At 40.6% G+C, this 13844-nt stretch carries 8 protein-coding genes and 1 other annotated feature; of the genes, 2 read left to right on the plus strand and 6 right to left on the minus strand.

Annotated elements, in window-relative coordinates; translation table 11 throughout:
• Positions 1 to 478: 478 nt before the first annotated feature.
• Entirely contained in the window at positions 479 to 1525 is a 1047-nt protein-coding gene (sohB, locus tag AACX38_RS15485; RefSeq protein WP_228863125.1) for a protease SohB, read from the minus strand.
• Between the two features lie 267 nt (positions 1526 to 1792).
• Here sohB and AACX38_RS15490 point away from each other — a divergent pair, with 267 nt between their 5' ends.
• Positions 1793 to 2557, plus strand: coding sequence for a YciK family oxidoreductase (locus AACX38_RS15490; RefSeq protein WP_228863126.1), 765 nt, complete (start codon positions 1793 to 1795; stop codon positions 2555 to 2557).
• Positions 2557 to 3153 carry a cob(I)yrinic acid a,c-diamide adenosyltransferase gene (gene cobO, locus AACX38_RS15495; RefSeq protein ID WP_228863127.1) on the plus strand — a complete coding sequence of 199 codons (597 nt, stop codon included), beginning with the start codon at positions 2557 to 2559 and terminating at the stop codon, positions 3151 to 3153. Before AACX38_RS15490 ends, cobO begins: the two co-directional genes overlap by 1 nt.
• Positions 3154 to 3235: 82 nt before the next feature.
• Here the strand turns inward: cobO and rluB are convergent, their stop codons facing one another.
• The 5 genes from rluB to AACX38_RS15520 form a co-directional block, all read right to left on the minus strand.
• Positions 3236 to 4159, minus strand: a complete 924-nt coding sequence (gene rluB, locus AACX38_RS15500) for a 23S rRNA pseudouridine(2605) synthase RluB (protein WP_099111897.1) — start codon at positions 4157 to 4159, stop codon at positions 3236 to 3238.
• 63 nt (positions 4160 to 4222) lie between these two features.
• On the minus strand, positions 4223 to 4843 hold the full coding sequence (locus AACX38_RS15505) for an L-threonylcarbamoyladenylate synthase (RefSeq protein WP_228863128.1): 621 nt from the start codon (positions 4841 to 4843) through the stop codon (positions 4223 to 4225).
• A gap of 17 nt (positions 4844 to 4860) precedes the next feature.
• Positions 4861 to 5733 (minus strand): RNase RNM, encoded by an 873-nt coding sequence (gene rnm / locus AACX38_RS15510; RefSeq protein WP_228863129.1) that lies wholly within the window; start codon positions 5731 to 5733, stop codon positions 4861 to 4863.
• Between the two features lie 255 nt (positions 5734 to 5988).
• Positions 5989 to 11022 carry a trypsin-like serine protease gene (locus tag AACX38_RS15515; protein ID WP_228863130.1) on the minus strand — a complete coding sequence of 1678 codons (5034 nt, stop codon included), beginning with the start codon at positions 11020 to 11022 and terminating at the stop codon, positions 5989 to 5991.
• Between the two features lie 29 nt (positions 11023 to 11051).
• Positions 11052 to 13427 carry a hypothetical protein gene (locus AACX38_RS15520; protein ID WP_228863131.1) on the minus strand — a complete coding sequence of 792 codons (2376 nt, stop codon included), beginning with the start codon at positions 13425 to 13427 and terminating at the stop codon, positions 11052 to 11054.
• 309 nt (positions 13428 to 13736) lie between these two features.
• Positions 13737 to 13837 (plus strand) — a sequence feature (Trp leader region).
• Positions 13838 to 13844 lie beyond the last annotated feature (7 nt).

Here is a 13844-nt window from a genome sequence, read left to right on the forward strand (position 1 = left end):
TGCGATAGATTCGCAAGATATCAACTAATTTTTATCCCAGACTTTCGCTCAAACACCAAACCCTTTGAAATATATGAGATATTTTATACATAAACGCATACCATGCAATGACATGGCCTAACAGTTGTAAACAAAATCTTCCATCTGCATGACGAAAAGCCCACACTGTACCTGATAAAAAACGATGCGCAACAACTTATTTTTCTGGAAAGCAGAATAGATGCAAACTAGAACACTTCCTGTCAAGCGGCAATTGCTGCTATATAAACCAAATGAAATGATTAGGAAAATTGTGATTTTTGTGCAAGGTAAACTATCTCTCAAGATAGTTCAGACAACATAAGGCAGGAAAAACTTTCTTAATTTACGGAGCGGATAATATGACTGCCATTCTGACCGTGTCATACTATCCGCCATTAATGTAGCTATATGATATTGTTTAATCTATAGTTTACTGCTTGTATCGCCAGATTTACTGTCAGAGCAGTGGCTTCTGGCCTCTTTGCCACCAGCGCATCAGCAATTTATCAGCACTTTCCATTGCACTTCCCATGAAACGTTCTACTACACGCTTACGGCGAGCATAGCCGACTCCAATCACTTCACGGTGTTCAATTTGTGAAATCAGGAAATCATCACTGACACCAATTTCATCAATCAATCCAAGCTCTTTTGCCTGTGTGCCATACCAATACTCACCTGTCGCGACTTTATCGACTTCCAGTGCAGGACGATGATCATGAATGAACGATTTAAATAAGTTATGTGTTTCATTCAATTCTTCCCGGAATTTTTGCCGTCCTTGTTCAGTATTTTCTCCCAACATGGTCAGAGTACGTTTATATTCGCCTGCTGTATGCAATTCGATATCAACATCATTTTTCTTCAGTAACCGATGGATGTTTGGTAATTGCGCGACCACACCAATTGAACCAATGATGGCAAAAGGCGCAGCAATAATACGATCAGCCACACACGCCATCATATAACCACCACTTGCCGCCACTTTATCTACCGCGATTGTCAGTCGGATACCTTTGTTTTTCAAACGAGCCAGTTGAGATGCAGCAAGCCCATAACCATGCACCACACCACCGGGGCTTTCCAGACGTACCAGAACTTCATCATTTTTATCAGCAACAGCCAGAACCGCACTGATCTCTTCACGCAGAGAATCTACTTCATGGGCATCCATACTGCCCTTGAAGTCAAGCACATAAAGACTGGTTTTCGGTTCGCTCTTCAGGCCGCTTTTTGCCTCAGCCTTTTTCTGCTTGGCTTCACTTTTTTGCTGTTTTTTCTGCTCTTTCTGCCAGATTTTCAGCTCTGCCTCACTCATTCGAGCCTGCTGCATCTGACGTTGTTTTTCCTTATAAGTTTCACCAAGATTGGTCAGGCGCAATTCGCCTTTGTGCATTGTCTTACGCACACCAACTCCAATACAAAATACTACCAGAACGACGACTGCCAGGACGATAGTCACTACTTTTGCCAAGAACAGTCCGTATAGAGAAACATACTCCACAGATCCACCTTTCTTCATTAATGATGAACAATATATATTTCATTTTAACTAAAAACCTGAAACAGTGCTCTAACAGTTTATCTTGCTTCTGTTCCGTCAAATCTACTTCAGAAAAAATAATTAATATAATTTATCTATTTTCACAAAAAAGAAAGCAGATAAACTTTTGTCAATTTGACGAAAACACGAAGTTTTGTTCTGATAAGACGCTATGTGCTACACCTATCTACCCGCCAGATTTAAAAACTGTTTATAGAAGAGAGTCAGATGTTAGATTACCAACCAAAGAATGACCTGCTGCAACAAAAAATCATTTTAGTCACTGGTGCCGGTGATGGTATTGGTCGTGAAGCTGCACTAACTTATGCCCGGCATGGTGCACAGGTTATTTTGCTTGGGCGCACAACGGCAAAACTGGAAGTAGTTAAACAGCAAATCGAAAATGAAGGCGGCTTACCTGCGGCTATTTATACGATGGATCTTTTAACTGTCACAGCTAATGAATGCCAGACTTTTGCTGACGAGCTGGCACGGCATTATCCCCGTCTGGATGGCGTATTACATAACGCAGGTTTATTGGGGGTTGTCGCGCCCATCACAGAACAGCCCGTCCAACTTTGGCATGATGTGATGCAGGTGAATGTCAATGCCACATTTATGCTGACTCAGGTACTGATCCCACTACTATTGAAATCCCCCTGGGGTTCTTTGGTATTTACCAGTTCCAGTGTAGGGCGTGAAGGCAGAAGTGGCTGGGGAGTTTACTCTGTTTCCAAATTCGCCACAGAAGGTCTGATGCAGGTTTTAGCACAGGAATATCAGGAAACGTCCCTGCGGGTTAATTGCATTAATCCGGGTGGAACCCGTACCAGTATGCGTGCCAGTGCATTTCCTGATGAAAATTCCGCCAAATTAAAAACACCTGCCGATATTATGCCCGTTTATCTTTACTTAATGGGAGATGACAGCCAGCATGATTCAGGTATCAGTTTTGATGCACAACCGGGCCGCAAAGCGGGACCAGCCGAATAATGACAAGAGATAACAGCCAGTACCAAAAAAGGCAGCAACGCCTGAAAGAAAAAGTCGATGCCCGCATCGCTGCCGCACAACAAGAGCGCGGTATTGTTATGGTTTTCACTGGCAATGGAAAAGGGAAAACAACGGCTGCATTCGGGACTGTCACCCGCGCCGTTGGTCATGGTCAACGTGCTTGCGTCATCCAGTTCATTAAAGGAACATGGGAAAACGGAGAAAAAAATCTGCTGGAAAAAAATGGGGTTGAGTTTCATGTTATGGGAACCGGATTTACCTGGGAAACCCAAAATCGAGAAACAGATACTCACGCCTGTCAGTCAGTATGGCAACATGCCTTAAGATTGTTATCCGATCCTTCAATCCAGCTTATTGTGCTTGATGAACTCACGTATATGGTCAGTTATGGGTATCTGGAACTTCGCGAAGTTCTGACAGCACTGAAACAGCGCCCTGCCAGACAGTCAGTTATTATTACCGGACGAGGTTGTCACCGTGAGTTGCTTGAATTTGCCGATACCGTGACAGAGATGCGGCCGGTCAAACATGCCTTTGATGCGGGAATCAAAGCCCAGAAAGGTATCGATTGGTAAGCAATATGGCGGGTAAAAATTATTGAGTGATGGGAGCCGCTGTTTGAAAGCGCAATAAGCGCTAAACAGCGGCCTGAGAAGATTAACGGCCTTTAGGTGTCGTTTTTCTTCCTGTGTTCTGGCGGGAACTACTTGCAGGACGTTTTCCTGCCGGGCGAGAAGCTACCTGAGCATGTCGCCTTACTGCACGACGGATCTGATTGGCTTTGAGACGGCGCTGGTCGCGTTCAACCGCAACTTTGGATACAGTCTCTTCATTCAGCTCAACCAACTGACGCAAATAGTTAGTCTGTTCCAGACCTAATTCAGTCCAGCCACCACGAGGTAAACCTTTCGGCAGATCAATATCACCATAACGAACGCGGATCAAACGGCTGACCTGCACGCCAACGGCTTCCCATAAACGTCTGACTTCGCGGTTACGCCCTTCCGTCAGAGTAACGTTATACCATTGGTTAATACCTTCCCCACCTTTAAACGAAATCGTCTTAAATGAAGCCGGGCCATCTTCCAACTGGACACCTTGTGTCAGTTGGCGCAGTTTTGCGTTATCTACTTCACCAAAAACACGAACCGCATATTCACGTTCAACTTCACGGCTTGGGTGCATCAGGCGGTTTGCCAGTTCACCATCTGTTGTAAACAGTAACAGACCACAAGTATTGATATCCAGACGCCCAACGGCAATCCAGCGTGCATCCTGCATTTTTGGCAAACGGTCAAAGACTGTCGGACGGCCTTCCGGATCATGGCGGGTACACAACTCACCTTCAGGTTTATAGTAAGCCAGAACACGGCAAACTGTTTTTTGTGACTCTTTGATATTTAAGATCCGGCCGTCAAAGCGGATTTTTGTGCCGGGTTTAACTTCAATACGATCACCCAACGTTGCGATCTTGCCATCAATACTGATGCGCCCCTGTTGAATATATCCTTCAATTTCACGGCGGGAGCCATGACCAGAACGCGCAAGAATTTTTTGTAACTTTTCTGTTTTATCGCTCATTGAGCAACCTCTGCTGTCGCCTTCACAGGCGTCGTATAATAAAAAAATAATAAAGTGGTTATCTTATAAAAAAGGCGTTACATCGCCTTCGCCTTCGCGAAGAACCACTGGTGAATCTTCGGTTAAATCCACTACCGTTGTCGGTTGCTGCCCAAGATAGCCACCGTGAATGATTAAATCAACCTGTTTACCCAGCGCATCTTTAATCTCTTCCGGATCAGATTCCGCAAAATCATTTCCGGGTAAAATCAGACTACATGACATCAGAGGCTCACGCATTGCCTCCAACAACGCTAATGCTATAGGGTTCGATGGAACACGCAGCCCTATCGTCTTACGTTTCTCATTCATTAAACGGCGCGGCACTTCTTTTGTCGCCTGCAGGATAAATGTGTAATTACCGGGTGTATTATTCTTAATTAGCCGGAATGCCTGATTACTCACATGGGCATAAGTCGCAATTTCTGATAAATCACGACATACCAGCGTAAAATTGTGCCGCCCATCCAGTTGACGAATTCGGCATATACGGTTCATTGCTTCCTTGTTTTCGAGGCAGCAGCCAATAGCATAACCTGAATCAGTAGGATAAATGACAACTCCGCCCTTTTTCAGTACTTCCACACTCTGGTCAATAAGACGCATCTGTGGATTGTCAGGGTGGATATAAAAAAACTGGCTCATAACAATAACCTCTACTTCTATGCAGCTCCGCTCTGTGACCAATCGTGCCATATCGGTACAACATCACCGGGTAACCACAAATTACGACCGAGTTCTATCCATGAACAAGGCTGGTGAAAATCAGACCCTAATGATACTTTCAGCCCATATTCTCTTGCCAGTTGACCAAGTTGTTGCCTTTCATTAGGTGCTTGTTGGCATTGTGCAACTTCCATTGCATCACCACCATGTTGTTTAAACCAGATAATCAAGCGTTTCAGCCATTTCATTGACAAACCATATCTACCGGGATGAGCAATCACTGCCTGTCCTCCGGCCTGATGAATGGTTTCAACTGCCTGCTCGATTGTACACCATTGAGGCGGAACATAACCGATTTTTCCTTTCGCCAGATATTTTTTGAAAACCCGCTGGATTGTCGGCTCAATTCCCACTTCAATCAGGTAACGGGCGAAGTGCCCGCGAGTGACCTGTCCGCCATTGGCTAGCCGGGATGCACCTTCCCAAGCACCGGGAATACCAGCTTTAGCTAACCGATGCCCGATTTCAATGCCACGCTCTTTTCTTAAATTAACCTGATTAGACAGGAATGATTTTAAGGCAACGGAGTTAATATCAACATTTAACCCAACAATATGAATTTCCATATTTTGCCATAACGTTGAAATTTCAACGCCGGAGATTAATTTCATAGGCAACTCATTCTGCCTAATATGGTTTAAAGCTGCCGGAATACCTGCCGTTGTATCGTGATCCGTAATTGCCAGTACATGAATGCCCATGGAAATCGCTCTGTCCACGAGCTGATCAGGTGATAAAACGCCGTCTGAAGCAGTCGTATGACTATGTAGATCATAGCGTTTTGTCATTTCACTGATGGCTTCAGTCATTGTTCTTTACCTGTGTGTTGGATGAAAAGCAGGCGCACTGTCTATCAGCTATCAGGCGATATGACGTACAAAGCGGGAATGATACCACAGTGATGGCGTTGCAGGGGCTAAATACCGAATAGACTTCGTTATTTAGATGAAAAAGAGAAACCCTATCGAACTATGATAATCGTATCAGGTTCGATAGGGTTGAAATAGCATGTCTATTCACTGTATCTATTTTTATCAAATCGTAGCAATTAAAAGATAAAGTCTTTATTTCATATATAGACGATAACAAAACTTGCTTTCTGTCTGAATGGGTTTCCCACAAAATGTTCCAGAACTAGAAACTGTTAATTTGTACCAACCTAAATGTTTAAGGTTTACATCAAAACTCCAGTACCCCTTATCATCAGCAGTTATGCTACCTGCACCAACATTTCCTGATATCATTGTTTCGCTAGCGCTATGACACCTATAACTCCTTCCATAATCCAGGATATCATATGACACTTCCATTTTCGGTTGTGAATATCCCCCTATAAACATATCTATTGAAGAACTATACGTAGAAAAAATTCCCCCATCTACTGGTTGGGAGATACTCAAAATAGCCGCATTCACATAATCTACTTTCTCATTTTCATGGATATGACCGTTCACTGTAATAGTCTGCTTCGCTTTTACCTGATACCTTCCCGGCGTTACATTCTCCAGAGTACAGTTCCATGAACCATCCGTTGTTGAAACTTGTACAGGGCCGCATTTATAGGCATTGTCACCTACCGATAAAGAAATATCAGCACCCTTTGTTGCTGTTCCTGTAATTGGAATAGAAATAGTTTCATCTGGGGCTGTACATATAGGAGCTGCCGTAGGATTAATCGTAATATCGCGCATATAGATCACATCAAAATTGCGTATTACAGGCTTACCTGATGCCATATTATCTACCCATTGCTGGGCCTTGAGCTTATATGAGCCCGGAATTGATTCCATTACCGGACAAGACCAACTCTGATATTCATCAACATAAACACTACAACTCAGCGTGTCTGCAACCAGTGTGTCTGAAATATGTACGGTGATAAGAGCACCGGCCTGTCCTTTACCGGTGATGGTATAGGTTGGAGTTGTGATTTGCTCCCCTTCTTCAGGTGCCAATATGCGCATTTGCAAATTATCCCCATAGCGCACTTTAAAGCTCCGATTAACATGGGAGCCGGCATCATCCACCACCGTCACATGATAATCTCCCGGCACAGAACTATAAGGCCCGCATGTCCATGTATAATTATGTTTATTGAGCTTCGCGGAGCACTCATCATGACCAGCGAATGCTTTGACTGTCACTGAGTTAATCTTCTCCTGCATCGTGCCACTAAAAGTATATGAAGGGGCTTTTATAACTTCGTCTTCTTTAGGAAACTGTACTGTTAGTGCATCTTCTCCCACATAAAATGCCACTTTGGCTGTAGATTGCTTCACCTTATCCAAAAAGGCTGTTGCTACCAATTTTTTTTCTCCTTTAACGGAGGTATCTAACCCGCTAATTCCTTGCCAATGCCCCTTATCATCTACAGTGATGCCATTCTGACAAACCTGCGATAACTCTTTTACATCCAGGCATACTGTCGTTCCCGGTACTCCGGTACCCGTTGGCAGGATATTTGCGAGATACTTATATAAGCCACCGTTATGTGGTTGCGTGATAGTGACTGATTTAGTGGTTTTAGTCTGGACTTCAAAAGAAACAGATGAATGTGAATTTTGTGTATCATCAATAAACTGCTCTGCGGATACAGTATATTTCCCCTCTTCCGGATGATAAGGCCCACAGGACCATTTACCTGATTCATCAACAGTGGTAATACAATCTTTAGCATTACCAAACCCTTTGATGTATACATTCGCATTCTCTTCCCCAGTTCCTTCAATCGTAAAAGGGAGAGTTGTTATTTTTGCGCCATGAGTAGGGTGAGTAATATCTATCTTTGTTTTGGCGACGACATATTTGCGAGTAACTTCAGAAGTCCTTTCATAATTACCTCCAAACTCCGTCGATTTTGTTTCTTTATACTGAGCCGCATATATATAAAACGTCCCTTCATTTGATGCTAATAATGCAGGTTTATTAGGACAAGCCCATTTCCCTTTTGAATCCACAGTAGTAGAACAGATCATTCCCTCATTAGACCTCGGGAGTGTCATGTTTTTGGGTGGTAGAAAATCTTTTGCCCCAGTAACGATAATTAATTGATTAGGGCTTCCCTGACCTTCTATGGATATCCCGTCATCTAGCCTATATTGAGCCCCCTTGGCAGGCGAGGTAATACGTATAGGGACAGTAAAATGCCAGGTAATAGGATCTCCGACATGTGCCTTATTGTGAGTTTCCTGTAATTTAATCGTATAAGTATCTCCACCTGAAATAGCATCAGGCTGAATAACCAAATTCCAAAAGAAGCCAAGACCAGTACTGAATGGAGAGTTAGCTAATGAAGACACACCGCCAAAAATTGCTCCGAATATATCACCGAGAAAACCACCAAAACCACCACCTCCCCCACCAGCTCCTCCACCTCCTCCACCTCCTCCGGAACCACTTAATGAGCCAGAAAGGCGAATTGGATTATCCGGATCAACAGTTGAATTATCTTTAGGATTCTCTACTTCAAATTTTTTCTTGTCCGGATCATCATCATCATTGTCATCTTCAATAGTCAGGCGTGTAGTATCTTTAGCGACAACTTTACCTTCGTTCATTAGTTCAGCAATTATTTCATAAGTTCCTACAGGAAAAATGATTGGATCTCTACACTCCCAATTACCATTATCACTTACAACAGCGCCGGTACAAATAGTCGTTTCTTTAGCCAGTTTTTGGTTATTCCCCTCCGATTCAGATAAAGAAGGATCTATTTTACGCCTTTTAACATCAACCTCATCGCCGGGAACATTAGAACTACCTGATACATAACTTGGCGTTCCTTCTGTAATCGTCTCTCCTTTGGAGGGTGTTTCAGTCTTAATGTCAGGTGTTTTTATTACAAAATAAGTTTTGTCAACAGATGAAATATTCCAATACTCTCTAAATCCCTTCAGCCCCACAGGATGATATGTATCTGCCACTTCGATATAGTAAGTCCCGTCTTCTAATTGATAATCTGGTAATTTAATAACCCAAGTAGGAGGGCTACCTTCTAGTGGAATAGGCAAAAAGTCATGAGTTCCATCTAATGTTATTAGGGAGTATGTTTCTTTGCCCTTATCTTTCATGTGGATAGAATATTCGGATGGTAAAATAATATCACCATTTGGCCAGGTATATTCACTTCTATCACCTCCATCGCCTTTAAATTCCCGACTACTTTGATTTGCAGGATCTATCGGTACTGGTTTTTCATCCGTAAATTTATATTCTTTTCTAAACGCCGGGAATAAATAGCCTCCTTGTAAATGCCCTTTATTCCAAAAAGCTTGATCAAGTGGGTCAACATGGTCAATTTTCTGTGTTATAAAAATATTAAAACCTCTCAGGTTATCACTTGGTTTATCTATTTTGTCGTTAAGCATATACTTTGTACCAGAATAATCATTACCACAATCAAAGTATAAGCGATCAAAGAAACAAAAAAATTTAGCTGAATTATTCAACTCCAGCTGAAAAGGAATCATTTTTCCATACTGTTTTTCCTGACTAACTTTTATACTTGGTCTTTTTATTTCTTTAGGCTGAAATAATATATTAACCTGATCATAAAGATGCACTTCCTTTGTTTCTTGTCTCGCTGTGATTGTATAATTCCATTCTATTTCTCCAACGGGATTTTCAATTCCCTCAAGGTCTTGTTTTATAGTGCATGACCAAATCCCATATTCTGTTGTTTTTATTGGCTGCTTGGGGCCAACATCCTTACATAAATTATCTTGAGTATATTTAATCTTATTTATATTAGATTGCAGTATAAGCCGCACTTCTGACTCAGGATCTGCATACCCACGAATTGTAAAATACTTAGTAAATACAGTTGACTTATCTGCCGGGTAAACAATACCAAATTCCTTTGAAATGGAAGATATTTTTGCTTGTATGTTATCTTCTCTCCATTGTATAGCTTTAGACAAACCATCTGATGACTCTTTCGCTATAATCGTTACATTTTGCTCTTCTTCTTTATTAATTCCCTCAGTGAAAAATTCACTATTCGGGATACTACACGTCCAATTACCTTCACGACTAGTAACATCGTTACATTTAAATGTTTTGGAGGGAGCGTCATTAATAGAATAAATGAGTTCCATTGAGCTTTTCGGCCTTCCCCATCCCTTAATAATAATATATTCACCTCTCTTTCTTAAATGTCCATTCCAGTCTGGATTTTCAATCCAGATTTGTTTCATATTCTGAGAAAACCATTTTCCAGGAGAAAAGCTATTGATAAAGTTTATCTTATTATTATGTTTTCCTGTCACATCTGAAACTACAAAAAATGGATAATAACTATTATGAGTATCCCCCTCTTTTACACTAGGAGCATCAAACCCAAAGGAATTAACACCAATAATGGTGTTATTCCAAATAATCGGACCACCAGAATCACCATGTTGTATAACTCCGGGAGTTAATCCTTCTTTTTCATTTGCCTTTAGAATTAATCCATTACCATTACGAGAATCGAAAGCAGGAGAGACAATGATAGTATCAGCACGGTATTGCTTATTACCCTTATTGTCCTGTTCTTTTCCTGATTCTTTATCAATTCCTCTATATCCATATCCATAGACATCAGCGTAATAATATTCACTATTTATTTTTTCATAAGCTTCATCATAACTGAAAAAACGACGAATTCGACCATATTCTTTCCCATCCAATTCTAATGGCTTATCCAGCTTTAAAATTGCCAAATCATGTCGATCAGGCTCAAATCGCCCAGGAATATTCATCGGTATAAAACCATGGATAGATGCCGTCATTTTTTGACCATTAGGACTAACCACATAATAAATTGACTCTTTCTTTGTTTTCGTCTTTTCACAATGTGCCGCGGTTAGAACATACTTTGGTGCAATCAATGAACCTGAACATATACTATTCCCTTTATCATGTTCATCATTTTTATCATCTTTATAGTAGATATCAACCACCCAAGATTTACATTTATCGCTGCTAGTCTCATTACAACTTTCTTCTCCTCCTGCAATAGCTTTCAAGGGAGTAGATTTAAATTCATTTTCAGCAAATGAATGATTAAAATGTAATAAAGAAAATAATAATATAAATAGAGTTCTAACAATAATCATTCCAATCTCCTTAAATATTAAGGCGATGATTAATTTTGAGCAACGCAATCCATCCCACGATCGCTACCGGTGCATTTAAACGTTTTTTCACCTCTACCAGCATAATCATCAGAATCATCAGATTCTTCTTTAAATATAAAGATATACTCTCCTCTATTTGCATAATTCTTATATCCATATTTCCAGTCACCATTCTCATCAGAAGCAGCCTTTTCTAAAAGACCAAATCCATCAAGTGATATTTCAACATACACATTTAAATCCATATAAGAAATGTCAGTAATAGTTGGCATCGCTGTTCCATTAAACAGAGTAAAAAAACTGTCCTTTTCAGGTACTACAGAAAAAATTTTAGAGCTAAGTATTACTACTTTATCTTTCTCATTGGTAAGGAGCTCACCAGATAAACTTTTGCCAACAGCGTTAATGGTGATAAAGCCCATTGGTACATCCTGAGCTTCATAGCTCCAATAACCATTATCAAAAATGGCAGGCGATTGTGAATCATTAGTATCATATGATACATAAACGATAATATCGTTATTTACCGTACCTTCAATTGGAATATTCTGTGTATTTTCAGTACCTGATGAAATTCGTTCCTCTTTTTTAGGCTTCGTTATCTTCACAGAACATTCTTCCGTAGAATAATCCACGCTGGACATTCCTCCGGGTAAGAGAGATTGATGAGTAGCCTGCAATTCTGATGAAGGATCGGAAACCTGTGCTTTATAATTAATAGAACAAACAGCCTCTAAACCTTCCAGACTCCATTCACCTGTATCTGTATCAACAGTCGGCGTATAACTTTTTGCTGGTGAATAAATAGACCCATCACGATTATAACCCGTGATTTGAACTTGCATGTGTTTTTCATCATCCGCTGTATCACTATTTATCCGACCCGATAAGCTGTATTTTCCGGGAGGAATAGTTTGCCCATCCTGCATTGACGTAATCGTTTCTCCACATGGAGGACCATTAAACGTTACCCCCGAGTTTTCCATATCAGCAATACTCACTGTGCCGGTAATACCGCACGGCATCCAGAGATGTGCCGTCCAATTATCGCCATCACCTGTAGGCTGAGTTGAATAACTGTTGCTATCGAAACTGGTGACAAGATCAGGCCAGCCTCCATCTTCACTATGGCCTGTTCCTGAAACAGTAATATAGTTATTGCCAACGGTGGAATTAGGTTTCGGGCTGGTTATCTTTGCCGGGCAACTTTGTACAGAATAATTGACTTCTGGTAGACCCGGCATTCCCGATGTATCAATATAGCCTGAAGACACAGATGAAGAAGCTTTATACTTAATGGAACAAACAGCCTCTATATCTTCCAGACTCCATCGACCTGTATCCGTATCAACAGTCGGCGTATAATTCTTTGTTGGTAAATAAATCGACCCATCACGGTTATAACCCGTAATTTTAACCTGCATACGTTTTGATTCATCAATCGTATCGCTATTCACCAGACCAGATAAACTGTATTTTCCAGCAGGAATAGTTTGCCCATCCTGCATTGAAGTAATTGTTGCACCACACCAGGGACCAAATAACATTACGCCAGCATTAACTACATCTTTAATTTGAATGTCACTCTTGATATAACAAGGCCACCAGATTTGCGCCATCCAATTATCACCATCACCTGTAGACCGAGTTGGATAAGTTTCACTCCAAACAAAGGCGTAAATCTCAGGTAAGCTTCCATCTTCATTGAGCCCTTTCCCTAAAATTGTAGTATAGTTGTTGCTTAACTGTGTTCCCGATTTAGGAGATGTAATTCTTGGCGACTCCCAGTTTTTATCATCTTTTATAGTGATAGTAATGTTATAATCGTCTGTAATAGGTGTTCCATCGTTATTTAAACAATCATTCCCACCACAATCGGCGGAAACCTCTAACCCACATCCTCGTTCCGTATCAACATGGTAAAACCAACCCATCCCTGGGCCGAGGAGCGCGAACGGATTATAAGAAAAAGTCAAATCAACATAGCAATTTTTATATTCTTTATTATTAAAATAAGTTGTTGCTGTCCAACTAATGCTTTTTGCTACTTGAGAACATACAGGAAAAGAAAAAACGCTGTTTCTAATTTCAATTTGTTGTGTTTTTTCGTCTCCCGCCTTCAAATCAATACTTTTTTCTCCTGAATTATACATACAATGATCGTCGTTTCGATAAAGATTTAATTTATCATATTTACTCGCGTTCTTAATTGTTAAATTGTAATAAGAAGAAGGAGGTACTAAAAATGGCTTTCTTTTCGGTTTATCTTGGTTATTTATCTTATAGGGAACAATAACATTTTTATCTAAATCAATTGCACTAGAGTTATGAAAAAAAATTGGGGTAATAAAAAACAACATGGCATATAAGTTTATTTTTTTCATAAGATAATAGCTCATTAAAAAATAATGCCGTTGATGAAAAACAACAGAAGTAATTCACAATAAATTCATAAAGAGCAAAATTCAATCAATTGTGTTTATAAAAAATGAGCCATCTGTTATAGATTTAAACTACTGATCGATACAACCCATTCAATATACACAGAAGAAAAATACATCGAAAAAACGGTTGACAAGTAAACACAGACCCAGTTTACTAGTACGCAAGATTTGCTTGTTGAACACATATTACTAACACTCTACTTTAACAAGGCACTTACGATGATCACACTTATGAAAGCAGCTCAAAACATGCGTTGGTGGCCCAGTTTCCCATTCAGGGCGGTTGAGTAGCACACATAAGTCGAGATCCAAAGTGCCAATAACCCGCTCTGAAAAGCGGGTTTTTTTATACCAATT

Source organism: Xenorhabdus sp. PB30.3 (genome assembly GCF_963895965.1).
GTDB lineage: Bacteria > Pseudomonadota > Gammaproteobacteria > Enterobacterales > Enterobacteriaceae > Xenorhabdus > Xenorhabdus stockiae.